Annotated in this window: 19 protein-coding genes and 1 pseudogene; 10 read left to right on the top strand and 10 right to left on the bottom strand. The window is 72.8% G+C overall.

What is annotated here, in order from left to right; genetic code table 11:
- From IE242_RS26375 to IE242_RS26355, 5 genes are all read left to right on the top strand, one after another.
- A partial coding sequence (locus IE242_RS26375; RefSeq protein WP_189863464.1) for a sulfate adenylyltransferase subunit 1 occupies nucleotides 1-1,265 on the top strand: 1,265 nt, incomplete at its 5' end.
- A 274-nt stretch (nucleotides 1,266-1,539) separates the two neighbouring features.
- Nucleotides 1,540-2,643, top strand: coding sequence for an aliphatic sulfonate ABC transporter substrate-binding protein (locus tag IE242_RS26370; protein ID WP_189863462.1), 1,104 nt, complete (start codon nucleotides 1,540-1,542; stop codon nucleotides 2,641-2,643).
- Nucleotides 2,644-2,685: 42 nt separating this feature from the next.
- A complete protein-coding gene (locus tag IE242_RS26365) occupies nucleotides 2,686-3,486 on the top strand; it encodes an ABC transporter ATP-binding protein (RefSeq protein WP_189863460.1) in 801 nt (266 codons plus the stop codon).
- Nucleotides 3,473-4,402 (top strand): ABC transporter permease, encoded by a 930-nt coding sequence (locus IE242_RS26360; protein ID WP_189863458.1) that lies wholly within the window; start codon nucleotides 3,473-3,475, stop codon nucleotides 4,400-4,402. The genes IE242_RS26365 and IE242_RS26360 overlap by 14 nt, the downstream gene beginning before the upstream one ends.
- 5 nt (nucleotides 4,403-4,407) lie before the next feature.
- A complete protein-coding gene (locus IE242_RS26355) occupies nucleotides 4,408-5,154 on the top strand; it encodes a sirohydrochlorin chelatase (protein WP_189863456.1) in 747 nt (248 codons plus the stop codon).
- 21 nt (nucleotides 5,155-5,175) lie between these two features.
- On the opposite strand, the gene IE242_RS26350 is transcribed toward IE242_RS26355, so the two are convergent.
- The 6 genes and pseudogenes from IE242_RS26350 to IE242_RS26325 all read right to left on the bottom strand — a co-directional run bounded on the left by IE242_RS26350 (nucleotide 5,176) and on the right by IE242_RS26325 (nucleotide 10,793).
- Nucleotides 5,176-5,754, bottom strand: coding sequence for a TIGR03086 family metal-binding protein (locus IE242_RS26350; RefSeq protein WP_189863454.1), 579 nt, complete (start codon nucleotides 5,752-5,754; stop codon nucleotides 5,176-5,178).
- Nucleotides 5,755-5,802: 48 nt separating this feature from the next.
- Nucleotides 5,803-6,354, bottom strand: a complete 552-nt coding sequence (locus IE242_RS26345) for a DUF1697 domain-containing protein (protein ID WP_189863452.1) — start codon at nucleotides 6,352-6,354, stop codon at nucleotides 5,803-5,805.
- A 58-nt stretch (nucleotides 6,355-6,412) separates the two neighbouring features.
- Nucleotides 6,413-7,697 (bottom strand): annotated as a pseudogene (mgt, locus tag IE242_RS26340) (macrolide-inactivating glycosyltransferase).
- Complete coding sequence (locus IE242_RS26335; protein WP_189863448.1) at nucleotides 7,694-9,013, bottom strand: ABC transporter substrate-binding protein; 1,320 nt, start codon at nucleotides 9,011-9,013, stop codon at nucleotides 7,694-7,696. Before IE242_RS26335 ends, mgt begins: the two are co-directional and overlap by 4 nt.
- Complete coding sequence (locus IE242_RS26330) at nucleotides 9,013-9,846, bottom strand: carbohydrate ABC transporter permease (RefSeq protein WP_189863446.1); 834 nt, start codon at nucleotides 9,844-9,846, stop codon at nucleotides 9,013-9,015. Before IE242_RS26330 ends, IE242_RS26335 begins: the two co-directional genes overlap by 1 nt.
- Complete coding sequence (locus IE242_RS26325) at nucleotides 9,843-10,793, bottom strand: carbohydrate ABC transporter permease (RefSeq protein ID WP_189863444.1); 951 nt, start codon at nucleotides 10,791-10,793, stop codon at nucleotides 9,843-9,845. The genes IE242_RS26330 and IE242_RS26325 overlap by 4 nt, the downstream gene beginning before the upstream one ends.
- Nucleotides 10,794-11,016: 223 nt before the next feature.
- Here IE242_RS26325 and IE242_RS26320 point away from each other — a divergent pair, with 223 nt between their 5' ends.
- The gene (locus IE242_RS26320) at nucleotides 11,017-11,883 is read left to right on the top strand and encodes a phosphotransferase enzyme family protein (RefSeq protein WP_189863442.1); all 867 of its coding nucleotides are present in this window, start codon (nucleotides 11,017-11,019) and stop codon (nucleotides 11,881-11,883) included.
- 34 nt (nucleotides 11,884-11,917) lie between these two features.
- On the opposite strand, the gene IE242_RS26315 is transcribed toward IE242_RS26320, so the two are convergent.
- A complete protein-coding gene (locus IE242_RS26315) occupies nucleotides 11,918-12,910 on the bottom strand; it encodes a LysR family transcriptional regulator (protein WP_189863440.1) in 993 nt (330 codons plus the stop codon).
- Between the two features lie 129 nt (nucleotides 12,911-13,039).
- On the opposite strand from IE242_RS26315, the gene IE242_RS26310 reads away from it, so the two are divergent.
- Nucleotides 13,040-14,074: a DMT family transporter gene (locus tag IE242_RS26310; protein ID WP_189863438.1), complete on the top strand. Its 1,035-nt coding sequence runs from the start codon at nucleotides 13,040-13,042 to the stop codon at nucleotides 14,072-14,074.
- 178 nt (nucleotides 14,075-14,252) lie between these two features.
- On the opposite strand, the gene IE242_RS26305 is transcribed toward IE242_RS26310, so the two are convergent.
- Together IE242_RS26305 and IE242_RS26300 are read right to left on the bottom strand one after the other, a co-directional pair.
- Nucleotides 14,253-14,975, bottom strand: a complete 723-nt coding sequence (locus tag IE242_RS26305; protein WP_189863436.1) for a 3'-5' exonuclease — start codon at nucleotides 14,973-14,975, stop codon at nucleotides 14,253-14,255.
- Nucleotides 14,976-15,112: 137 nt separating this feature from the next.
- Complete coding sequence (locus IE242_RS26300) at nucleotides 15,113-16,360, bottom strand: DUF5919 domain-containing protein (RefSeq protein WP_189863434.1); 1,248 nt, start codon at nucleotides 16,358-16,360, stop codon at nucleotides 15,113-15,115.
- A gap of 405 nt (nucleotides 16,361-16,765) precedes the next feature.
- Between IE242_RS26300 and glgX the strand changes: the two genes are divergently transcribed.
- From glgX to IE242_RS26285, 3 genes are all read left to right on the top strand, one after another.
- Nucleotides 16,766-18,889: a glycogen debranching protein GlgX gene (glgX, locus tag IE242_RS26295; protein WP_189863433.1), complete on the top strand. Its 2,124-nt coding sequence runs from the start codon at nucleotides 16,766-16,768 to the stop codon at nucleotides 18,887-18,889.
- Nucleotides 18,890-19,052: 163 nt separating this feature from the next.
- Nucleotides 19,053-21,422, top strand: coding sequence for a malto-oligosyltrehalose synthase (gene treY, locus IE242_RS26290; RefSeq protein ID WP_189863431.1), 2,370 nt, complete (start codon nucleotides 19,053-19,055; stop codon nucleotides 21,420-21,422).
- A gap of 144 nt (nucleotides 21,423-21,566) precedes the next feature.
- On the top strand, nucleotides 21,567-22,817 hold the full coding sequence (locus IE242_RS26285; RefSeq protein ID WP_189863429.1) for a M14 family zinc carboxypeptidase: 1,251 nt from the start codon (nucleotides 21,567-21,569) through the stop codon (nucleotides 22,815-22,817).
- A gap of 76 nt (nucleotides 22,818-22,893) precedes the next feature.
- Here the strand turns inward: IE242_RS26285 and IE242_RS26280 are convergent, their stop codons facing one another.
- Nucleotides 22,894-24,237 carry a M14 family zinc carboxypeptidase gene (locus IE242_RS26280; protein ID WP_189863427.1) on the bottom strand — a complete coding sequence of 448 codons (1,344 nt, stop codon included), beginning with the start codon at nucleotides 24,235-24,237 and terminating at the stop codon, nucleotides 22,894-22,896.
- Between the last annotated feature and the right edge of the window lie 110 nt (nucleotides 24,238-24,347).

The following is a 24,347-nucleotide window of genomic DNA, read 5'->3' as shown; positions in this document are numbered from 1 at the left end:
ACGACGGCAAGTCCACCCTCGTCGGCCGCCTGCTCCACGACTCCAAGTCGGTCCTCGCCGACCAGCTGGAAGCCGTCGAGCGCGCCTCCGCCAGCCGCGGGCAGGAGGGCCCGGACCTCGCGCTGCTGACGGACGGCCTGCGGGCCGAGCGCGAGCAGGGCATCACCATCGACGTGGCCTACCGCTACTTCGCCACCCCGCGGCGCCGGTTCATCCTGGCCGACACCCCCGGCCACGTGCAGTACACCCGCAACATGGTCACGGGTGCATCGACGGCCGAGCTGACGGTCATCCTCGTCGACGCCCGCAACGGCGTCGTCGAACAGACCCGCCGCCACGCCGCCATCGCCGCCCTCCTCCGCGTCCCCCACGTCGTCCTCGCCGTCAACAAGATGGACCTCGTCGGCTACGAGGAGAAGGTCTTCGCGGCCATCGCCGAGGAGTTCACGGCGTACGCGTCCGAGCTGGGCGTCCCGGAGATCACCGCGATCCCGATCTCGGCGCTGGAGGGCGACAACGTGGTGGAGCCCTCCGCGCACATGGACTGGTACGGCGGCCCGACGGTCCTGGAGCACCTGGAGACGGTGCCGGTCAGCCACGACCTGGCGCACTGCCACGCCCGGCTGCCCGTGCAGTACGTGATCCGTCCGCAGACCGCCGAGCACCCGGACTACCGGGGGTACGCGGGCCAGATCGCGGCCGGTACGTTCCGCGTCGGCGAGTCGGTGACGGTGCTGCCCTCGGGCCGTACGACGAAGGTCGCCGGGATCAACCTGCTGGGCCAGACCGTCGACGTGGCGTGGACGCCGCAGTCGGTGACCCTCCTGCTGGAGGACGACATCGACATCTCGCGCGGCGACCTGATCGTGCCGACGAGCGACGCGCCCGCGACCACGCAGGACGTCGAGGCGACCGTCTGCCACGTCGCCGACCAGGCGCTGACGGTGGGCCACCGGGTACTGCTCAAGCACGGCACCCGCACGGTCAAGGCGATCGTCAAGGACATCCCGTCCCGGCTGACGCTGGACGACCTGTCCCTGCACCCGCACCCGGGGCAGCTCGTCGCCAACGACATCGGCCGGGTGAAGATCCGGACCGCCGAGCCGCTGCCGGCCGACAGTTACGCCGACTCGCGGCGCACCGGCTCCTTCATCCTGATCGACCCGGCCGACGGCACCACGCTGACCGCGGGAATGGTCGGCGAGTCGTTCGCCGCGCCGGACCCGGTCAAGGACGAGGCCGAGGACGACGGGTGGGACTTCTGACATGTCCCCCAGGTCCTTGAAGGACTTCTACTCGACGTTCGCGAAGGAGGGCGGCCGCGTTGGCAGCGGCGCCCTGGGAAGCGGGCAGGGCGGAGTGGCGCGATGTGCGGCGTGACGCCCTCGGCGGGGAAGGGCCGCGCGCACCGTCTGCGTGCCCCGGCCGCCCACCGCCCGACGTCGCGCGATCGACACAGACCTGCCGACCTCCCGGCCACGGACTGACCCACCGACGGACAGGCCGTGACCGCCGGGCCGACGAGAGGACATGCCTCCCGTGCCTGCCACCACCGCCTTCCGGCGCTCCCTCGCGGTACTGGCCGTGCTCCCCCTGCTGGCCCTGGCCGCCTGCGGCTACGGCTCCCAGGCCAAGGAGGACCACACGGCGCAGATCGCCGCCGGGGCCGAGAAGATCGACGGTCTCGACTCCGTGCGGATCGGCTACTTCGGCAACCTGACGCACGCGACCGCGCTGGTGGGCCGGCAGGAGGGCATCTTCCAGAAGGAGCTCGGCGGTACGAAGGCCGAGTACGCGACGTTCAACGCGGGTCCCTCGGAGATCGAGGCGCTGAACTCCGGCTCCATCGACATCGGGTGGATCGGACCGTCCCCGGCCGTCAACGGCTACATGAAGTCGGGCGGCAAGAACCTGCGGATCATCGGCGGTTCGGCGTCCGGCGGGGTGAAGCTCGTCGTCAACCCGAAGAAGATCAAGAGCCTGGACGACGTCAAGGGCAAGGACATCGCCACGCCGCAGCTCGGCAACACGCAGGACGTCGCCTTCCTCAACTGGATCGCCGAGCAGGGCTGGAAGGTCGACGCGCAGAGCGGCACGGGCGACGTGTCCGTGGTCCGTACGGACAACAAGATCACGCCGGACGCCTACAGGTCCGGTTCCATCGACGGTGCCTGGGTGCCGGAGCCGACCGCGTCCAAGCTCGTCGCCGAGGGCGCGAAGGTGCTGCTCGACGAGGCCGACCTGTGGCCCGGCAAGAAGTTCGTGATCACGAACATCGTCGTGTCGCAGAAGTTCCTGAAGGAGCACCCGCAGGTCGTCGAGGCCGTGCTGCGCGGCTCCGTGCGGACCAACGCGTGGATCAACGCCAACCCGGAGAAGGCCCGGGACGCGGCGAACGAGCGGCTGAAGGCGGACTCCGGCAAGGCGTTGCCCGCCGAGGTGCTCGACCCGGCCTGGAAGTCCATCCGGGTCCTGGACGACCCGCTGGCCGCCACCCTGGACGCCGAGGCGGACCACGCGGTCGAAGCGGGCCTGCTGGAGGAGCCCGACCTCGCCGGCATCTACGACCTGAGGCTGCTGAACAAGGTGCTGAGGGCCGAGGGACGGCCCGAGGCCGACGCCGCCGGTCTCGGCGCCGAGTGACCCGATCCCGACCGTCCGACCAGTTCCCAGGAGGTGACGACCATGGCCACCAGCACGCTCGCCAAGGCCGCCGAGGGCGGCGCCGGCACCGCAACGGTGCGGCACGCCGCTCGCATCGAGCACGTCTCGAAGTCCTTCAACGGCCCCGCGGGGCAGCAGCACGTCCTCGACGACATCTCGCTCGATGTCGCGCCGGGTGAGTTCGTCACCCTTCTGGGGGCCTCGGGCTGCGGCAAGTCGACGCTGCTCAACCTGGTGGCGGGGCTCGACGCCCCGTCCTCGGGCAGCATCACGACCGACGGGCGGCCCGCCCTGATGTTCCAGGAGCACGCCCTGTTCCCGTGGCTGACCGCGGGCAAGAACATCGAGCTCGCCCTGAAGCTGCGGGGCGTGCCCAAGAACGAGCGGCGCGGCCGGGCCGAGGAGCTGCTCGAGCTCGTCCGGCTCGGCGGCGCGCACGGCAAGCGCGTGCACGAACTGTCGGGCGGTATGCGCCAGCGGGTGGCGCTGGCCCGGGCGCTCGCCCAGGAGAGCAAGCTGCTGCTGATGGACGAGCCGTTCGCGGCGCTCGACGCCATCACGCGGGACGTGCTGCACGACGAACTGACCCGTATCTGGCGGGAGACCAATCTGTCCGTGCTGTTCGTGACGCACAACGTGCGCGAGGCGGTACGGCTCGCCGAGCGCGTGGTGCTGCTGTCGTCCCGCCCGGGCCGCATCGCCCGGGAGTGGCGGGTCGACATCCCGCAGCCCCGCCGTATCGAGGACACCGCCGTGGCGGAGCTGTCCGTCGAGATCACCGAACAACTGCGTGGGGAGATCCGCCGCCATGGCCAGCACTGAGACCTCCGCCGTGAAGGACGGCGACACCAAGGGCACCGCGGGGGGCGTGCGGAGCGGCGGCGATCTCGCGGGCCTCGAAGCGGGCCTCGACGCGCTGGAGACCGTCCAGACCGGGCGCACCCCCTTCCGGGAGACCTTCGTCCGGAAGATCGTGCCGCCCCTCGTGGCCGTCGCGCTGGTGCTGGTGGTCTGGCAGGCCCTGGTGTCGTTCAAGATCGTCGACGACCCGTCCAAGCTGCCCTCACCGGGGGCCGTGTGGGGCGAGATCGAGGACGCCTGGCTCCAGGGCACCCTGCTCGACTACATCTGGACGAGCGTCTCGCGCGGCCTGTTCGGCTTCCTGTTCGCCCTCGTGATCGGCACGCCGCTGGGTCTGCTGGTGGCCCGGGTGAGGTTCGTCCGCGCGGCGATCGGCCCGATCCTGTCCGGCCTCCAGTCCCTTCCCTCGGTGGCCTGGGTGCCGCCGGCCGTGATCTGGCTGGGCCTCAACGACCAGATGATGTACGCGGTCATCCTGCTCGGCGCGGTCCCGTCGATCGCCAACGGTCTGGTGTCCGGCGTCGACCAGGTGCCCCCGCTGTTCCTGCGGGCCGGCCGCACCCTCGGTGCGACGGGGCTGCGCGGCACCTGGCACATCGTGATGCCGGCGGCGCTGCCCGGCTATGTGGCGGGCCTGAAGCAGGGCTGGGCGTTCTCCTGGCGCTCGCTGATGGCGGCGGAGATCATCGCCCAGCACCCCGACCTCGGCACCGGGCTCGGCCAGCTCCTGGAGAACGGCCGCAACTCCAGCTCGATGTCCATGGTCTTCCTCGCCATCCTCCTCATCCTCGTCGTCGGCATCGCGATCGACCTGCTGATCTTCAGCCCGCTGGAGCGGTGGGTCCTGCGCAGCCGCGGCCTCCTCGTGAAGAGCTGAACACCATGTCCGCAACGCCCGCCCCGGTGCTCCTCGTCATCGCCCACGGCAGCCGCGACCCGCGGCACGCCGCGACCGTGCACGCCCTCGTGCGGCGGGTACGGGCGATGCGGCCCGGGCTGCGCGTGGAGACCGGCTTCCTGGACTTCAACGTCCCGTCCGTGCAGGGGGTCCTCACGTCCCTGGCGGCGGAGGGCGTACGGGACGTGGTGGCGCTGCCGCTGCTCCTGACGCGGGCCTTCCACGCCAAGTCGGACATTCCCGCCGTACTGCGGGAGGCTCCGAGCCGGCTGCGCATCCGCCAGGCGGAGGTGCTCGGCCCGTCGCCGCTGCTGCTGGCGGCGCTGGAACGCCGGCTGTACGAGGCGGGGCTCGACCCCGCCGGCAAGTCCTCGACCGGGGTCGTCCTGGCCTCGGCGGGGTCCACCGACCCGGAGGCGATCGCAGTGATCGCTGAAATCGCGCGGGAGTGGCGGCACACCGGTTGGTGCGCCGTGCGGCCTGCGTTCGCCTCCGCATCCCTTCCGCGCACCGAGGACGCGGTGCGGGACCTGCGCGACCTGGGCTGCGAGCGGGTGGCCGTCGCGCCGTACGTCCTCGCGCCCGGCTTCCTGCCGGACCGCATCGCCCGGGGCGCCGCGCAGGCGGACGTCCTCGCGGACGTCCTGGGCCCGGCGCCCGAGGTGGCACGGGTACTGCTGGAGCGGTACGAGGCGGCGCGGCGGCCGGCGCTGACGGCCTTGGGCGCCTGAACCGCGTCTGCCTCACTGGGCTTATGGGGCGGCCGGTCGCGGGTCCCGTCCGGTCGTCGCCAGCAGCCGCTCGAAAGGTGATGCGTCGGCCGGTACGGGCGCCGGATCACCGAAGGCCTTCCACTCCCTGGCCATCGGCGCCATCCGCGCCACCGCCGGTTCGAGCGCCGCCACGACAACGGGGTCGGGTTCGAAGTCCTGCCCCGTGGCCACGGCCAGGTCCCAGGCGTGCACCAGGAGATCGAGGAGCGCCATCTGCCCCAGGGTGCGCGCCGGAAGCCCCAGCTGCCCGGCCGTACCCTCGTCGGCACCGGGCGCGGCCCAGGCGTCCACCAGCTTCCGGGCCTCGGCGGTGAACCGTGCCCTCCAGTCCGGATCGTCGCCGATGTAGTCCGGGGTCGTGGAGAAGTCCGCCTGCCCCTTGGCCGCGTACGCCTGGAAACCCACGACCACATGCGTGAGGTGGTTGACCAGCTCCCGCACGGAGTACTCCGCGCACGGCGTCGGATCACCGAGCCGCTCATCGGCCACGCCGCGCACCACGGGCACGGCCCGTACGGAAGCGGCCTCCAGCAGGTCACTGATTCTCGGTTCGCTCATGCCCACGACGCTACGGACGTCCCGCACCGCCGGTCTTGAAGAAATGCGTCAGCTCCGGGTCAGTTCCTCCAGCTTGACGACCGTGTTCCAGTTGCGGCTGGTGGCGACCAGGCCCTTGAGGAGGCGGGGGCGCGCCAGCACGTCGCCCAGCTTCGAGCGGCCGAGGCCGTCGGGCGCGTAGAGGTACAGGGCGCGGTCGCCGAGGCGGAACTCCTCGGGGAGGAAGGACGGCTGGTCGATCTCCGCGAAGCGCTCCGCGTCGGCCCGGGCGGACAGGTATGTGACGTGCAGTTGCTTGGGCTGCAGGTCGGCGGCCGGGAAGGGGCAGGCCTCGCGGACGGCCTTCAGATAGGCGTGGTCGCGCACCAGGACGTCCACGGGGAAGCCGAAGTGCTTCTCGATGGCCTCGGCGAGGCCGGCGGCGAGGCCGTCCTCGCCGCCGGCGTCCTCGTCCGTGGTGAAGACCGCGTTGCCGCTCTGCAGGTAGGTGGCCACAGCGGTGTGGCCCAAGTCCTGCAGGACGGCGCGGAGTTCCGCCATCGGGACCTTCCTGTTGCCGCCCACGTTGATCCCGCGCAACAGCGCCGCGTACGTCGTCATCGGGTCACCCTACGGCGACGGGACCGCCCTCTGGCCCACAGGCCCGTCGGCGACTGGCTCACAGGCCCCTCGACGCCGCCAGTTCGGCCTCGATGAGGTCGGCCGCCCGCCGGGTGCCGCCCTCATCGGCCATCTCCGCCTGGATCCCGCTCAGCCGGCGCGCCACCTCCGGGTCGCCGGCCAGGGCCAGCACCGCCTCCCGCAGCCGCTCCGCGGTCGCCTCCTCCATCGGTACGTGGCGGGCGACGCCGAGCGACTGGAGCATGTCCGCGTTGCCGAACTGGTCGACGGCCTGCGGTACGGCGACCATGGGCGTGGCCGTCGCGAGCCCCTCCTGGCTGCCGCCGGCGCCCGCGTGGGTGATGAACGCGTCGGCCTGCTTCAGGATCGCCAGCTGCGGCACCCAGTCGCGCACCTCCACGTTCGCCGGTACGTCGCCCAGTTCGGCCGGGTCGACGCGCTTGCCGATCTGCAGCACCACGTGCCAGCCGGGCAGGTCACCGAAGGCCTTGATGCACTCACGGTAGAAGCCGGGCTGCTTGGTGAAGGCCGAGCCGAGCGACACCAGCAGCACCTTCTCCGCGCCGGCGGGCCGCTGCCAGTCGCCCTCGGCCGTACGGTCGCCCTGGCAGGCTCCGACGAAGGTGTACACGCTCTCGTCGACCCGGTCGGCGTTCGGCTGGAGCGCCTTGGGGATGAGGACGAGGGAGCGGCCGGGGTGGCCGTAGAAGTCGTCCGGGTCCTCGGTGATCCCGTTCTCCTCCAGCCAGGCGCGGAAGCGGGCGAAGTACGCCTTGCCGCGCTCGGTCTGCTTCGGCTCCCTCCACATCGGCTCGGCGACCTCCTCCTCGTACCCCTCCCAGGCGACCATGTGCGTCGAGAGGGAGATCGCCGTGACGCCCCAGCGGCGGGCGAGGACAGCGCCCGGGTAGGAGGTGGTGTCGTGCAGCACGAGGTCCGGCTCGTCGCCCTCGTACGCCTTCATGAGCTGCGGCAGCGCCTGGATGGCGTCGTCCAGGAAGGGCTCCACGTTGTCCAGGAGCGTGTCCCCCCAGTCCTCGGGGTCGTCGTCCGGGGAGGGCAGCGTCGAGTTCCAGAGCTTGAGCTCGGCGCCGGTGTCGGCGATCTTGTCCGCGAACACCGGCGGGATCGCGTACGTCACGCGGTGCCCGCGCGCGACCAGCTCGCGGATCACTTCCAGGTGGGGGTTCACGTGGCCGTGCGCGGCGATGGAGAACATGGCGATGTGCGAGGTCATGACGCAGACCGTACGCGAGACGATACGTCTCGTGCAACCCGATCACATGATGATCGCGCGTGCCTCGTCCGCGCGCCCGGCTCATCTCTGGTACCGGGCCAGCACCAGGTTCCCGTCCTCCACCAGCCGTTCCCGCAGCTCACCGAGGCCGATCGCGCCGCTGTAGTACTCCTGGAGGGCGGGTGTGGCGACCTTGTCCTTCCACTCCGGATAGCCGCGCACGGACTGGGCGGGGGCGGGGCGGAGGTGCCCGGCGAGGGCCGTGCCGGTGGACCAGCCGTACTTCTCCGTACGCAGCGCCGGATCCTTCAGGGCCGCCCGGCCGGTGGGCAGCATCCAGTCGCCGAGCGCCAGCCGGACCATGTTCTCCGGGCGGAGCAGGAAGTCGACGAACTCGGCCGCCTCCTCCTGGTACGGGCTGTCCTCGGCGATCGAGAGCGTCTGGGGGCTGACGCCCTGGGTGAGCCCGTCGGCGCCCGCCGGTGCGGGCAGCACCTGCCAGTCGAAGCCCTCGGGCGCCTGCTGGACGACCTGCTGACGGTAGGAGAAGCCCAGCGGCACCATCGCGTACCGGCCGCCGAAGAAGCCCGGCAGCGTGTCCGAGCCGCCCATGCCGAGCGTGCTGCCCGACGCGCTGCGGTCGGTGCCGACCTGGGCGCGGACGGTGCGCGGCACGACCGCGTCGGCGGCGGTGAAGCGGATCTCGGCCCGGCCGTCCGCGTCGCGGTGGAACACCTGGCCGCCCGCGGACAGGGAGAGGTTGAGCGTGGCCGAGACGGGCTCCTTGAGCGGCCAGGCCACGCCGTACTTCCCGGCGTCCGGGTCGCTGAGTTCCTTCGTCACCGCACGGAACTCCTCCCATGTCCACGGGTCGTCCGGGGTCGGGATCCGTACGCCCGACTCCGCGAGCCAGGCGGCGTTGGCGAGGAGGACGCGTGGCTCCTGGAGGAACGGCACGCCGTAGACGCCGTCCCCGAACGTGGTCGTCTCCCAGCTGCGGCGCGGGATGTCCTTCCGGAGGCGGTCGGGCAGCAGCTCGCGCAGATCGGCGAGGTAGCCGCCGTACGCGAAGTCAGCGAGGTCGTCCGAGGCGTCATGGATGATGTCGGGAGCCTCGCCGCCCTCGAAGGAGGTGAGCAGCTGGTCGTGGACGCTGTCCCAGCTGCCCTGGACGTACTCGACCCGGACGCCCGGGTGGGTGGCGTTCCACTCCGCCACCAGCTCCTTGTTGGCCTCGACGGACTCCTGCTGCCAGGCCAGGGACTGGAAGCGCAGGGTGACGGTGCCGTCGTCCCGCCCGCCGTCGCCGCCGGAGCAGGCGGTGAGCAGCAGGGCGAGAGCCGCCAGGACGGCTGCGAACGGCCTCGTACGCGTCGGCGCGGCGAACGGCCTCGTACGCATCAGCTCTTCACCGCCCCGGCGAGCATCCCGCTCGTGATCCGTCGCTGGATGACCGCGAAGACGACCAGCGAGGGCAGCGTCGCAAGGCAGGCCGCCGCGGCGAGGGGGCCGAGGTCGGCGACGCCCTCCGCGCCGATGAAGTGGGTGAGGACGACGGGCAGGGTCTGTTTCTCCGGGGTCTTCAGCAGAACGAGCGCGAAGAAGAACTCGTTCCAGGCGGTGACGAACGCGAAGAGCGCCGTCGCCACGACCCCCGGCGCGAGCAGCGGCGCCGTCACCGAGACCAGCGTGCGCAGCCGCCCCGCCCCGTCCACCGCCGCGGCCTCCTCCAGCTGGACGGGCACGGCCCGTACGTACCCGACGAGCATCCACAGCGCGAACGGCAGCGCCCACACGACGTACACCATCACCAGCCCTGGCACCGAGTCGATCAGCCGCAGGTTCTTCAGCACCAGGAACAGCGGGATGATCACCAGTACGAACGGGAAGGCCTGGCTGACCACCACCCAGCCGGTCGCGGCGCGGGCGAGGAGGGTGCGGCGCCGGGCGATGACGTATGCCATCGGGGTGGCGATCAGCACGGCGACGACGGCCGCGCCGAGCGCCGCCACCAGGGAGTTGAGCGCCGCGCGCAGCAGTGGCTGCTCGTCGAAGGCCTGCCGGAAGTTGGCGAGGGTGGGGTCGTGCGGGATCCATGTGGGATGGAGGCTGCCCAGTTCCCGCGGGGGTTTGAAGGCGGTCGAGACCAGCCAGAGGAACGGGAACGCCAGGAAGACGAGATAGGCGACCAGAGCGGCGTACTGGCCCGCGCGCGCCGCGGCACCGGTTCTCACGCGTCCTCGCCTCCCCTCAGCCGGCCCACCAGGTGCAGCGCCAGGACCACCGAGATCACCGCCACCATCACGCATCCCATCGCCGCCGCGTACCCGTACTGCCCGAAACGGAAGGCCTCCTCGTACGCGAACAGCATCGGCAGCCGGGTGCGGCCGCCGGGCCCGCCGTTGGTCAGCACGTACACCAGCGCGAAGGAGTTGAAGTTCCAGATGAAGTTGAGTGCCGTGATCGCGAGCGCCACCGGTCGGAGGGCGGGCCAGGTGACCGTGCGGAAGCGGCGCCAGGCGCCCGCGCCGTCCACCGCGGCGGCCTCGTGGAGTTCGCGCGGGGTGTTCTGGAGCCCGGCGAGCAGGGCGACCGTGGTCTGCGGCATGCCCGCCCAGACGCCGACCACGATCACCGCGGGCAGGGCGGTGGCCAGTCCGCTCAGCCAGTCGCGGCCGTCGCCGAGGCCGAGGTCGCGGAGGGTCTCGTTGAGGATGCCCGCGTCGGGGTTGTACACGAGCCGCCACATGACCCCGACCACCACCTCGGGCATCGCCCAGGGAACGATCGCGAGGGCCCGTGCGAGCCAGCGCAGCCGAAGGTCCTGGTGGAGCAGCAGCGCGAGCCCCAGCGCCAGCAGGAACTGCGGCACGGTCACCCCGGCCGCCCACACCAGCCCGATCCGGAACGACTCCCAGAACAGCGTGTCGTGCAGCAGGTCCCGGAAGTTCAGGGTCCCGATCCACTGCGTGGGTGCCGTCCGCCCGGACTGCGCGTCGGTGAAGGCCAGCGCGATCCCGTACAGCAGCGGTCCGACGCTCAGGACGAGGATGGGCAGCAGCGCGGGCAGGACGAGGAACCAGGCCCCGTGCCGGTCGAGCAGGGACCGCTCCCGGCCCGCGCGGGGCGTGCGCCCCGCCTTCCGGGTCCGCTCTCTTCCCGCCTCGGTCACTGATGTCATGCAACTGCCAACTCCACACCCAGCACCATGGGTTCGGCTCCTCCGGGCGGCTCGTCCGGGCCCCTGCGGCACACCCGGCGCCCGGGCGGCTGCCGCCATGGTGCTGACCCCCGGTCACGCCGTCAAGGGACCGCGCACACCGTCCGACCTGTGCGAATGCGACACTGACCGACGAAGTGGAACGACGGGGCGGGTACGGACGCGACGGACACGGAGGCGACGGATGGACGAGGCACGGGCGCGGGAGGTACTGGCCGGGGCCGGGCTGGGGCAGGCCGGGCCGGGGCGCGCCGCGGAACTCATCTCTCTGGGCGAGAACGCGGTGTTCGCCGTCGGTGACCTGGTCGTCAAGGTGGGCCGCGACGCCGAACTCCTCGACCGCGCCCGCCGTGAACTCGAGATCGCGCTCTGGCTCTCCGAGGCGGACGTCCCCGCCGTACGGGCCGCCGAGCCGAGGCCGCTGTCGGTGGACGGCCACCCGGTGACGGTGTGGCACCGGCTGCCCGCCGCCGTGCGCCCCGCCGAGCCCCGCGATCTGGCCGCGCTGCTGCGGCGGGTGCACGCGCTGCCCGCCCCGTCCTTCGCGCTGCCGCGCCGCGAACTGCTGGGCGGGGTGGAGCGCTGGCTGCGCCTCGCGGGCGACGCGATCGACCCGGTGGACGCGGAGTACCTGCGGGCGCGCCGTGACGGCTTCGCCGAGGCCGCGGCGGCCCTGACGCCCCACCTCCCGCCCGGCCCGATCCACGGCGACGCCCTCCCCCGCAATGTCCACATCACCCCGGACGGCCCGGTCCTCGTCGACCTGGAGACCTTCTCCGCCGATCTGCGGGAGCACGACCTCGTGGTCATGGCGCTCTCCCGCGACCGCTACGGGCTCCCGGCCGAGGCGTACGAGGCGTTCACCGCGACGTACGGCTGGGACGTGCGTGACTGGGACGGCTGCGCGGTGCTGCGCGGCGCCCGCGAGACGGCCAGCTGCGCCTGGGTCGCCCAGCACGCCCCGGGCAACCCCAAGGCGCTGGCCGAGTTCGAGCGGCGGGTGGCATCGCTGCGGGACGGGGACACCACGGTGCGGTGGCACCCCTTCTGAGCCCGGGGCCTGCCCGAGCCCGGGAAACGGGAGGTCATACGTCGGCGGACAGCGCCCCGGCGCCACGATTCCGGTCCCCGTCACGGTCCCTGCCCCGGTCCCCGTCACGGTTTCTGCCCCGGTCCCCGTCACGGTCCTGGATCGTCCGCGCCGCGCGGCGCAGTTCGGTCAGGACCGTGCGGACCGCCTTGCGGGCCGTGCGCTCGGGGCGGTGGAGCGCGTCGATGTGGCGCCGCGCCCGGACGCCGGTGAGCGGTCTGAGGACCAGCGCGGGGTGCGGACGCACGGTCCAGCGCGGCATGAGGGCGAGTCCACCGCCCGCCGCCACGGTCTCGGCGGCCACCGCGAACTCGTTGATGCGGTGGGCCAGACGGAGTTCCCGCCCGGCCGCCGCCCCGATCGCCTCGATGGTCGCCATGACCGGGAAGCCGTCGTGCACGGTGATCCACGGCTGGTCGGCCACGTCCGCCGGGGTCAGCGCCGGTGCGGCGGCGAGCGGATGACCGGCCGGCAGGGCCACGTCGAGCGGCTCGCGCAGCAGCGTGGTCACGGTCACCGCGCGCGGCCACGGCGGGGCGTGGTCGAGGCGGTGGGCGAGCACGAGGTCGTACTCCCGTGTCAGCCGGGGGAAGTCGTCCTGTGCCACGTCCTCGTCGGCGAGCGCGAGCACCGGGTGCCCGGGCCCGGCGAACGCGCGGAGCAGCAGCGGGAAGAAGGCCGCTCCCGCGCTGTGGAACGCCGCCACCGACACCTCGCCGTCCGGCCGGTCCACGAACTCCTCGACGGTGTGCCGGGCACGCGCCAGTGCCGTCTCCACCTCGACGGCCGCGCCCGCCAGGGCCTGCCCGGCGTCCGTGAGCACCAGCCGCCGCCCGTGGCGCTCGGTGAGCGGCACCGGGATCGAGCGCTGGAGCAGCCGCAGCTGCTGCGAGATCGCCGAGGGCGACACCAGCAGTGCCTCGGCGACCGCGGTGACGCTGCCCAGTTCGCCGAGTTCCCGCAGTATCCGCAGCTGGCGTTCGTCCACGTCCTCACTGTAGGGCCCGGTCCGAAGGACGTTGAAGGGCATGATCCAGGGAACGTTGAAGGGGAACTGAAAGATCATTGAAGAAGGTGGCCCTGGGCTTCAGCGATGCCGCCGGTGCACCGTGGGCGGGTGTCCGACGCCCGCCGTACCGACGCGGTACTCCTCCTGGTCGCGCTCGTCTGGGGTTCCAGCTATCTGTCCGCCCAGACCGCCACCGCGGCCCTCCCCGTCCTGCTGGTCCTGCTCGTCCGCTACGCCCTCTCCGCGCTCGCCTGTCTCGGCCTCCTCTCCGCCCGCCGGGGGCCGCGGCGCGGGCCGCGCCGGTGGACCCGTGACGAACTCCGGGCCGGAGTGCCCCTGGGCGTCACACAGGCCGCCGTCCTGGTCCTGGAGACCTACGGTGTCGCCCACACCAGTGCCGCCAACGCGGGGCTCATCATCAGCCTGACCGTCGTCCTCACCCCCCTCCTCGACCGCACCGGTCATCCCGGCGGGCTGCCTCCCGTCTTCTACGCCGCCGCCGGCGTGTGCGTCCTGGCCGTCGGCCTCCTCATGGCCGGCGACGGCTTCCACGCGCCCCGCCCCGGCGATCTGCTGATGCTCGCCGCCGCGGTCGTCCGGGCGGGCCATGTGGCGCTGGTCGGCCGGCTCACCGCGGGCCGGGCCGTACGGCCGCTGCACCTGACGGCGGTGCAGGCCCTCGTCGGCACGGCCCTGTTCCTGGTACCGGCCGCGCGCGAGCTGCCGGCCCTGGCCCGCGCCGACGCCGGGACCTGGACGCAGCTGCTCTATCTCGCCCTGTTCTGCAGCGTGTTCGCCTTCCTCGTCCAGACCTGGGCGATACAGCGCACCTCGCCCAGCCGGGCAAGCCTGCTGCTGGGCACCGAGCCGGTCTGGGCCGCCGCCGTGGGCGTCGCCCTGGGCGGCGAGCGCTTCACGGCACTGACCGGTCTCGGGGCGGCCGTGATGATCGCCGGCACCTACTGGGGCCAGTCCGTGGAACGCGCCCACCGCGCAACCGCCCCGCACCGCACCCGAGCCGCCCCCACCGCAGAGCCCGCCGAACAGCCCGCCGAAGACGCCGAGGAGACCGAGGACGCCAGAGATGCCGGAGACACCGAAAAGGACACCCGACACCCGGCCACGACACCTACCGGCGTCTGATCTGTCCGCTTCCTCCGCTCCCCTCGCTCCTCCGCACCTCCTCGCCTCTGCTTCGGCGCCACCCGGACCGGACCGGTCGCCGCGCATGCCGGGTGCGGACCACGCCCGTGGCGCGCGGCCCCGGGTGGAGCCGACCGCAAGCCCCCGGCCGGCGTGACGGCCTCGGTACGACCCCGGTTCAGACCGGCTCGTCCGCCGGCTCCCGCAGCGGCCAGGACGCCTCCACCACCGCTTCCGCGTCGCCCTTGCGGCGCAGGAAACTCTGGAAGTCCGCCGCCCATGCCGCGTACCACTCGATCTGACGGCGGTGCAGCTCCGCCGGGCCGAGGGCCGCGACCTTGGGGTGGCGGAGGGCTATCGCGCGGGCGAGCCGGGCCGCGGCCAGCGCGTCCGCCGCCGCGTCGTGGGCGGCGTCGAGCACGACCCCGTACTCCCCGCAGACCGCCTCCAGATTCCGCTTGCCGCGGCGGTAGCGGTCCACCCGGCGGTCGATCGTGTAGGGGTCGACGACCGGCGCGGGATCGAGGCCGCCGAGCCGCTCACGCAGCGACGGCAGCCCGTACCGGCGCAGCTCGGCCGAGAGCAGGGTCAGATCGAAGGCGGCGTTGTACGCGACGACCGGGACGCCCGCCCGCCAGTACCCGGCGAGGACGTCCGCGACCGCGTCGGCGACCTGGTCGGCCGGGCTGCCCTCGGTCGTCGCGCGCTCGTTGCTGATGCCGTGCACGGCCACCGCCTCGGCGGGGATCTCCACGCCCGGGTCGGCCAGCCATTCCCGGCGTGCGCCCGGCTCGCCGTCCCTGAGCTCGATGACGGCCGCCGTGACGATGCGCGCCTCGCGCGGGTCCGTGCCGGTCGTCTCCAGGTCGAAGCCGATCAGTGGCTCCCGGTGCCAGCTCATGGTGGCCCCCTCCTCAGTGGTGCTTTCCCCCAGTGGCCTCCACCCTCGCATGCGCCACTGACAACCGGACCGCCACCTTCCACTTCACGGGCTTCACAGGCTCCACGGGCTCCACGGACTTCGCAGATTCACGGGCTTCACGACACGGGCCTGGAGTCCACCCACGCCAGTTCGAACTCCTCACGGTATGTCTCGAAAAGGCTGCCTTCATCCCTCTCGTCCGCCTTGAGCAGCCGACCGCCGCCCCGGAGCACGAGCACCGGTGACTCCATGCCGCGCGAGCGGCGCAGATACGACTGCACGACCGCGATGCCGTCGGAACCGTCGCCGTCCACGAGGTACGCCGTGAAGCGCGGCGTCTCGTCGAACACCTGGATCTCGAAGGCCCCGGGGTCGCGCAGCTTGGAGCGCACCCGGCGCATGTGCAGGATGTTCATCTCCACCGCCCGGCTCAGCTCGCCGCGTTTGATGCCGAGTTCGCGCTCGCGCCGCTTCACCGCGCTGGACGCCGGGTTCAGGAACAGCAGCCGCACCCGGCACCCCGACTCGGCGAGCCGCACCAGCCTCCGCCCGGAGAAGTTCTGCACCAGCAGATTCAGCCCGGTCCCGATCGCGTCCAGCCGGCGCGCGCCGCCGAAGAGGTCCTCCGCCGGGAACTGCCGCAGCAGGCGTACCCGGTCGGGATGGACGCCCACGACGTCCGCGTACCGGTCGCCGACCAGGTCCTCGACGGCGTCGACCGGCAGCCGGCGGGCGGAGGGCACGTCACCGCCCGCGCCGAGGACCTCCAGCAGCCGGGCCGAGGCCCGCTCGGCCTGGGCCAGCACGGCCTCCGACAGCGCCCGGTTGCGGGAGACGACGTTCCGGGTCACCTCCAGCTCGTCCAGTGCGAGTTCCACGTCGCGCCGCTCGTCGAGGTACGGCTCGAAGCACGGCCAGTGCTGCACCATCAGCTCGCGCAGCTGGGGCAGGGTGAGGAAGCTGATCACATTGTCGTCGGCGGGGTCCAGCAGATAGCCCTTGCGGCGGCTGACCTCCCGGACGGCGACCGCGCGCTGCACCCATTCCTGTCCGGCGGGCCCGGCGGCGGCGATCACCCAGTCGTCGCCGTGGACGGGCTCGTAGACCGGACGCAGGACGGCGGCCACGACCGCGCGCAGCCGCTGTTCGACGAGATTAAGCCAGATGTACGCGCGTCCGGCCCGCTGGGCGCGCGTACGCACCTCACGCCAGGCGTCGGCGTTCCAGTCCAGTTCCGGACCGATGGATCCCCTCTCCATCGGCCGTGCCAGCGACACCGCGCCGGGTGGGACCTCCGTGGAGTTCGCCTCGTGACCCTCGCGACTCTCGTCACCAGGAGGCAGCTCCAGCCCTCCCGAGCCCACCCACGCACCGCCTTCCGCTCCCCCGGGGTTCTCCCCCACTCAACGATCAAGGAAGGGTACTCCGGGAGCGGCGGGCGGTGCAGCCGGATGGACAGGTCCTTTCCCAACCACCTACCTCCCCGCGGCCGTTGCGGTCCACGGCCCCGGCCCGAGTGAGCGAATTCATCTTCGAAGTGGGAGAGGCGACCGATCGTGCCGGTGCACGACCTCAACGGAGCACGCCGGGCGGGCAGTCGGCGACGAAGCAAGAAGCCGCCGGTGCGGGTCGAAGAAGCCCCCGATGCGAGCCGCAGGAATTCCCCTGCTTCAGCAGGGGGAGGAAGTCAAAGGTGGTTCCATCACTTTCGGGGACACTCGGCTACAAGACGCTCCCAACGGTACGGCCCAACTGAAAGAGTCGTTCCCATGCAGGTCTGGCCTGGAGAGGCATATCCACTCGGTGCCGCGTACGACGGCGCCGGCACCAACTTCGCGGTCTTCTCGGAGGCCGCCGACCGGATCGAGCTCTGTCTGCTGCACGACGACGGCTCCGAGACGGCGGTGGAACTACGGGAGACGGACGCGTTCGTACGGCACGCGTACCTGCCGGGCGTCATGCCCGGACAGCGGTACGGCTACCGCGTGCACGGCCCGTACGAACCGGAGCGCGGACTGCGCTGCAACTCGGCGAAGCTGCTGCTGGACCCGTACGCGCGCGCCATCAGCGGTTCGATCAAGTGGGGTGAGGAGGTCTACGGCTACCACTTCGGCTCCCCCGACCGGCGCAACGACCTCGACTCGGCCCCCCACACGATGGCCTCGGTCGTGGTCAACCCCTACTTCGACTGGGGCGACGACCGGCGCCCCCGCACCGAGTACCACCACACCGTGATCTACGAGGCCCATGTGAAGGGCCTCACCATGCGGCACCCGGGGCTGCCCGAGGAACTGCGCGGCACCTACGCGGCGCTCGCACACCCGGCGATCATCGAGCACCTCACCGAACTGGGCGTCACGGCGCTGGAGCTGATGCCGGTGCACCAGTTCGTGAACGACCACCGTCTGGTGGACATGGGCCTCGGCAACTACTGGGGCTACAACACGATAGGTTTCTTCGCCCCGCACAACGCCTACGCGTCCTGGGGCGACCGCGGGCAGCAGGTGCTGGAGTTCAAGTCGGCCGTGAAGGCCCTGCACGAGGCCGGGATCGAGGTCATCCTCGACGTGGTCTACAACCACACCGCGGAGGGCAACCACCTGGGGCCCACGCTCTCCTTCAAGGGCCTGGACAACCCCTCGTACTACCGGCTGACCGACGACCCCCGGTACTACATGGACACCACCGGGACGGGCAACTCCCTGCTCATGCGGTCCCCGCACGTGCTGCAGCTGATCATGGACTCGCTGCGGTACTGGGTGACCGAGATGCACGTGGACGGGTTCCGCTTCGACCTCGCGGCCACGCTGGCCCGGCAGTTCCACGAGGTGGACCGGCTGTCGTCGTTCTTCGACCTGGTCCAGCAGGACCCGGTGGTCTCCCAGGTGAAGCTGATCGCCGAGCCGTGGGACGTCGGCGAGGGCGGCTACCAGGTGGGCAACTTCCCGCCGCTGTGGACGGAGTGGAACGGCAAGTACCGGGACACCGTGCGGGACCTGTGGCGGGGCGAGCCGCGCACCATGGCGGAGTTCGCGTCCCGGCTGACCGGCTCCTCCGACCTGTACCAGGACGACGGCCGCCGCCCGCTGGCCTCGATCAACTTCGTCACCTGCCACGACGGCTTCACGCTGCACGACCTCGTCTCGTACAACGAGAAGCACAACGAGGCCAACGGCGAGGAGAACCGCGACGGGGAGAGCCACAACCGGTCCTGGAACTGCGGGGCGGAGGGCGAGACGGACGACCCCGAGGTGCTCCGGCTGCGGGCTCGGCAGATGCGGAACTTCATCGCGACGCTGATGCTGTCCCAGGGCGTGCCGATGCTCAGCCACGGCGACGAGTTCGCCCGGGGCCAGGGCGGCAACAACAACGCGTACTGCCAGGACAACGAGATCTCCTGGGTGCCCTGGCCGGAGGACGGCGAGGACGACGACCGGACCGGTCTGCTGGGCTTCACCCGCGCGATCGTGCGGCTGCGCAAGGACCACCCCGTCTTCCGGCGGCGCCGCTTCTTCCACGGGCGGCCGGTCGAGGGCACCCACGACGAGCTGTCCGACATCGCGTGGTTCACCCCGGCGGGCGAGGAGATGACCCAGCGCGACTGGGACTCCGCGCAGGCGTCGACGCTGACCGTCTTCCTCAACGGCAACGCGATCTCCGAACCGGACGTGCGCGGACAGCGCATCACGGACGACTCGTTCCTGCTGATGTTCAACGCCTCGCACAGACCACTGCAGTTCGTGGTGCCGGTCAACCACGGCCGTCAGTGGCAGGTCGTGGTCGACACCGCCCGCTCGGAAGGGGTGCCGCCGGGCGAGGGCGCGAAGGTCAAGGCCGGCGACCGGCTGACCCTGCCGGACCGCAGCCTGACGGTGCTCCAGCGGCCGGCGTGAGCCGCCGGCCCCGCGCGCGCGTGGACCGCCCGGGTGCGTCGCTCACCCGGGCGGTCCGCCGTTCGGCGGCGGTGCCCCGATCATGGCCGGGCACGAGGGGACGGCGCGCCGTTCCCACGGGCGGGTGCGCAGGTTCCCGGGCCGAGCGGGTACGTAGGGTGGCATGACACCTGAGCGCTCCGGGCCCGCGGGCGACACCGTGCCGACCGCGACGACCGCACCGACCGCCACCTACCGGCTCCAGCTCCAGCCGGACTTCCCCTTCTCCGCCGCACAGGCCGCCGTACCGTACGTGGCCTCGCTCGGCGTCTCCCATCTGCATCTGTCGCCGGTGCTGGAGGCCGTCCCGGGCTCGGGGCACGGGTACGACGTGGTGGACCACGCGCGCGTGCGGGGCGAGCTGGGCGGGGAGGAGGAGCTCAGGTCGCTGGCGCGCACCGCGCGGGAGCACGGGCTCGGCCTGGTCGTCGACATCGTGCCCAACCACATGGCGATGTCCCCGCGCCACAACCGCGCCCTGCGGGAGGTGCTGCGCGAGGGCCCCGCGTCGCCGTACGCGCGGTGGTTCGACATCGACTGGGACGCGCAGGACGGGCAGGTGCTGCTGCCGCTCCTCGGCGGGCCGCTCGGCGACGAGCTGGACCAGTTCGTGGTCGACGGCCGGGAGCTGCGCTACTACGACCACGTCCTCCCGCTGCGGGAGGGCACCGAGAAGCTGCCGCTGCCGCAGCTCCTGGACGCGCAGTGGTACCGCCCCGTGTGGTGGCGGCTGGCCCGCACCGAGCTGAACTACCGGCGCTTCTTCAGCATCTCGGAGCTCATCGGGGTGCGGGTCGAGGACCCGGAGGTGTTCACGGCCACCCATGCCAAGATCCTCCAGCTGCTCGACGAGGGCGTGGTCGACGGACTGCGCGTGGACCACCCGGACGGCCTCGCCGACCCGGAGGCGTATCTGCGGCGGCTGCACGAGGCGACCGGCGGGCGCTGGACGGTCGTGGAGAAGATCCTCGCCGAGGGCGAGCCGCTGCCGGCGGCCTGGCCGGTCGCGGGCACCACCGGCTACGACGCCCTGCGCCACGTGGACGGCCTCTTCGTCGACCCGGCGGGCGCCGGTGAGCTCCTCGGCCAGTACCGGCGGTACGCGGCCCCTCAGCCCGACCGGGGCGGCCACTGGGAGGCCACCGTGCGGCGCGCCGCGTACAAGGTGCTCACGCACGAGCTGGCCACGGAGGTGGACCGGCTCACTCGTGTGGCGCACCACCTGTGCGTGCACGCCCCCGATCCCGCGCTGCGGGACCACGCCCCCTGGGCCCTGCGCACCGCGCTGTGCGAGCTCCTGGTCCGGCTGGAGGTCTACCGGCCGTACGCCTCCCAGGACGCCTCCACCGTCGTCACCGAGGAGGCCGCCGCCGAGGCGCGCACGGTATTCGTGGTGCCGGAGGAGGCGCGGGCCGTCGACACGGTGCGGAACCTGGTGCTCGCGCGCGCGGGTGAGGGCCCGGGGCTCCAGGAGTTCCGGACGCGGTTCGCGCAGACCGCGTCCGCGCTGCGGGCCAAGTCCGTGGAGGACACGGCGTTCTACCGCTATGTGCCGCTGCTGTCGGCGAACGAGGTGGGCGGGAACCCGGGCAGCCCCGCCGTCACGCCCGAGGCCTTCCACGCGTACTGCGCGCGTGTGCAGCGCGACTGGCCCGCCACGGGTACGGCGCTGTCGACGCACGACACCAAGCGCAGCGCCGACGTGCGGGCCGCGCTGGCGGTGCTCACCGAGTGCCCGGAGCGGTGGGCCGGGCTGCTGACGGAGGTCACGCGCGACGGCCCGGGCGTGCCCGATGCGCAGCTGGCATGGGTCGCCTGGCAGACGGCGTTCGGGCTGGGCCCCGCGGACGGGGAGCGCCTCCAGGGGGCCCTGCTGAAGCACGTGCGGGAGGCCGGGCTGCACACCTCCTGGACGGAGCAGGATCCCGCGTACGAGCACGCGGTGGCCGAGTTCGTCGACCGGGGGCCGGCCGGCGACGCCCGCGTGGCCGCCCTCCGCAGCGCTCTGGAGCCGCATGTGCGGGCGAACGTACTGGCCGCGGCGCTCGTCCACCTGACGATGCCCGGCGTGCCGGACGTCTACCAGGGAACGGAGGGCGAGTACCGGGCGCTGGTGGACCCGGACAACCGGCGGCCGTTCGTGTCCCCCGGGCAGCCCTCGGAGAAGTCCGAGGTGACGGTGGCGGCCCTGCGGCTGCGCCGGCGCCGGCCCGATGTCTTCGGGGAGACGGCGACGTACCGGCCGCTGACCGCCGAGGGTCCGGCCGCCGCGCACTGTGCGGCCTTCGCGCGCTCCGGCGAGGTCGTCACCGCCGTCACCCGGCTGTCGCTGCGGCTGGCCGAGGCGGGCGGCTGGCGCGACACCGGGCTGGCGCTGCCGCCCGGACGGTGGAGCGATGTCCTCGCGCCGGACCGGGAGTTCACGGGGCACGCGCGCGTGGCGGAGCTCTTCGAGCGGCTTCCGGTGGCGCTGCTGGAGCGCGTCCGGGACTGAGGAACACCGCGGCGCCGGTCATATGACTCCCCGCCGGTGCATAATGCCCCCAGGCGCCCCCTGGAGCCGCCCCCGTCACCTCCTTGACACCCCTCATGGTCCGAGGACACTGCGAAGGGCCGGAACGGGGCGGACAGGACGGGGGTGAGTCTCCTGCGGGAGCTGCGCTACCCCACTGTCACGGAACTCGAGTCGTCCGCCCGCGCGCTGGCAGCCCGCCGCCCCGCCCTGTGTGCCTTCCGGCAGATCGGCGTCTCGCGCGCGGGACGGCCCCTCCAGCTGCTGTCCGTGGGCCACGCCCCGCGCGCGGTCCTCGTCGTCGCGGGCGCCCACGCCAATGAGCCGACGGGTGGCTCGACCCTGCTGGCGGTGGCCGAACGGGTGCTGGACGAGCGGGAGTTGCGGACCGGAACCTCCTGGCACTTCCTGCTGTGCGCGGACCCGGACGGGGCGAGCCTGCACGTGACCCCGGCGCCGCGCACCCTGTTCGACTACCACCTCGGGTTCTTCCGCCCGGCCGGGCCCGAGCAGCCCGAGTGGTCGCCGTCGGTGCTGCCCCCCGACCGGCTGCCGCCGGAGACCCGCGCCCTGACCCGCGTCATCGACGAGCTGCGGCCCTACCTCCAGGTGACCCTGCACGGCACCGATCTCGGCGGCAGCTGGGTGCAGCTGACGAAGGACGTTCCCGGGCTCGCCGAGCCGTTCGCGAAGTCCGCCGCCGAGCTGAACATCCCGGTCGAGACGAGCGCCTCCGACGCGGCCGGCTGGCGTGCCTCGGGGCCCGGTGTGCGCGTGATGCCCGACCTCGGCCCGGACACCGCCCACCCGCGCGTGCCGGACGACGCCCGGCACAGCACCTGGTACCGCGCCCACCGGCACGGCGGGCTGACCGCGGTGGTCGAGGTGCCGATGTGGGCGAGCGACCTGGTGGACGACCCCGCCCCGCACCCGGCCCCCGAGGCGGCGCTCGGGGAGCTGGCCCGGCGGCTGCGGCGGGACGCGTGCCAGGTGGAGCGAATCCTCACCGAGGCGCTGCCCCGGCTGCCGGGTGCGGAGGGGCCGCTGCTGCGGGCCACCCGGTGGGCGCTGGACCTGGTGCCGGGGCTGGCCGCGGACTGGGCACGGGGGACGCCACCGGACACGACCGTGGCATACCTGGGCAGCGTGGAGGCGTTCGGGCGGCGGCTGCCGCTGCGGGCCGCCGCGATGCTGCTGCGGGTCCTGAGAGAGGCCGACGACCGGGCGGCACCGCGTCTCGAAGACCTCGTGGCCACCTGGAGCGGCTCCTTCGCGGAACGCTTCCGGGCCCGCTGGGTGCCCCTGGAGAACCAGGTGGAGCACCAGGCCCGCACCGTGGTGACGGCGGCGCTGCACGCCCGGGACCATGTGACGTGAACCGCCGCGGCGATCGGGCCGGCGGGCAGCCTTCGCGCGGTGACGGCACCCCGGGGCCCCACGCCGGTGAGGTACGTCATTCGCGGCGCATCGGCACGGCACGCTGCACACCCAGGCCGGGCTCCCCCGGAGGGGAGCCGGGATCCGGGTCCTCGCGCGCGTGCGGACGCCCGGACAGCCGGAACGCGGCGAGCACCACGCGCGACTGGTACTCGACCTGGCGGCCGGGCGGTATCCAGCGCGCCCCGTGGCCGTCGCGGTAGTCGGCGCACCAGGCGTCGATGAGCCGGTCCAGGCGGGGCAGCACGCCGGCCGGGTCCTGGCCGGACCGCCGGACGAGCTGGTGCAGCAGCCCCGCCGTACGCAGCGCGACGCGGCGGGCCGAGATGGCGAGGGCGGTGAGGCGGGCCGTGTCGAGCGGCGGCAGTGGGCGCCCGCCGGCGCCGCGGTGGGCGCCGGGGTCCCAGGAGTCGGCGACGCCGGGGCCGACCAGCAGATAGTCGTCGACGGGGGCGAGCAGCCGGGCCGCGTCGGGGCCGGTGCTCACCGAGGGCCGGACGCGGGCCAGGACGTCCTCCAGGAGTGCCGTGTCGTGGCGCAGCGTCCTGCTGACGGCGCGGAGGAGCGCGTCGGCGTCCTCCGGCTCCGAGGCGTCCTCCACGGCCCGCACGCCCCACATGGGGGCCTCGACGATCGCGGTCACCGTCCCGTACCGGTGCGGGTGGAACCACGTGGACTCCACCGCGGCCTCCGTGATGGCGGCGGCCAGGTCGCCGGGGCGCGGCGGCGGCACCCGGTAGACGGCGGGGCCGAGCGTCGGCCAGTACAGGGTGTCGTAGGGGCCCAGTTCCCGCGGGACGCCGAGGCGGGCGGCGATCCGGGCGAGGCGCTCCGGGAGGCCGGGCAGGTCGCGGGTCAGCTCGACGAAGCCGCCGCCGATGTCGACGCCGTGCAGGGAGCACTGGAGAAAGGGCCGCAGCTCGTCCTGGAGGTCGAGCAGGGCGCGGGTCTCCGGCAGGACGTCTCCGCCGGCGCCCTCGGGGAGCCACTCGGGCTGTTCCAGGAAGCCCGGCCGGAAGAAGTTCCGGAAGTAGTGCCCGAGCGTGTACGGGCCCGCCAGCCAGCCCTCGTTGCGGTGCGCGCCGTCGGGGTCGAGGCACAGCAGCAGGTTCCAGGTGGTGTCGGTGCCCTCCCGCAGCCGCCGGTCGGCGAGGACCCGTTCGGCCAGGCGCAGCGCCGTGGCGCCGCCCACGGGCTCGTTGGCGTGGGGCCCGGCGACGACGAGGACGTGGCGGCCGCCGTGGCCCACCGAGAGCAGCCACAGCGGTGTGCCCTCGCGTGAGGTTCCCACGCGGCGCAGGCGGGCCTCCCGTGGGTGCCGGGCCACGAGCGCGGCCGCGCGGACGGCCAGTTCGTCCACTGTCGGGTAGTGGAGGAGTGGAGGCAGGGCACACCTCCACTAGGTGGTGCCGTCGTTTCACCTGGTGTGCATGGTGTACGCACAGTCAGTCACGCCCTGGGCAGTACGTC

It is taken from the genome of Streptomyces poonensis, from assembly GCF_014650915.1.
Taxonomy (GTDB): domain Bacteria; phylum Actinomycetota; class Actinomycetes; order Streptomycetales; family Streptomycetaceae; genus Streptomyces; species Streptomyces poonensis.
The sequence above is the reverse complement of the archived record's forward strand: the minus strand, read 5'-3'. Positions and strand labels throughout refer to the sequence as shown.

Coding starts and splice junctions, on each gene's coding strand:
- IE242_RS26305 (WP_189863436.1), bottom strand. CDS start 14,975: ATGAGCTGGCACCGGGAGCCACTGATCGGCTTCGACCTGGAGACGACC.
- IE242_RS26355 (WP_189863456.1), top strand. CDS start 4,408: ATGTCCGCAACGCCCGCCCCGGTGCTCCTCGTCATCGCCCACGGCAGC.
- IE242_RS26325 (WP_189863444.1), bottom strand. CDS start 10,793: ATGACATCAGTGACCGAGGCGGGAAGAGAGCGGACCCGGAAGGCGGGG.
- IE242_RS26335 (WP_189863448.1), bottom strand. CDS start 9,013: ATGCGTACGAGGCCGTTCGCCGCGCCGACGCGTACGAGGCCGTTCGCA.
- IE242_RS26365 (WP_189863460.1), top strand. CDS start 2,686: ATGGCCACCAGCACGCTCGCCAAGGCCGCCGAGGGCGGCGCCGGCACC.
- IE242_RS26360 (WP_189863458.1), top strand. CDS start 3,473: ATGGCCAGCACTGAGACCTCCGCCGTGAAGGACGGCGACACCAAGGGC.
- IE242_RS26345 (WP_189863452.1), bottom strand. CDS start 6,354: ATGACGACGTACGCGGCGCTGTTGCGCGGGATCAACGTGGGCGGCAAC.
- glgX (WP_189863433.1), top strand. CDS start 16,766: ATGCAGGTCTGGCCTGGAGAGGCATATCCACTCGGTGCCGCGTACGAC.
- treY (WP_189863431.1), top strand. CDS start 19,053: ATGACACCTGAGCGCTCCGGGCCCGCGGGCGACACCGTGCCGACCGCG.
- IE242_RS26350 (WP_189863454.1), bottom strand. CDS start 5,754: ATGAGCGAACCGAGAATCAGTGACCTGCTGGAGGCCGCTTCCGTACGG.
- IE242_RS26320 (WP_189863442.1), top strand. CDS start 11,017: ATGGACGAGGCACGGGCGCGGGAGGTACTGGCCGGGGCCGGGCTGGGG.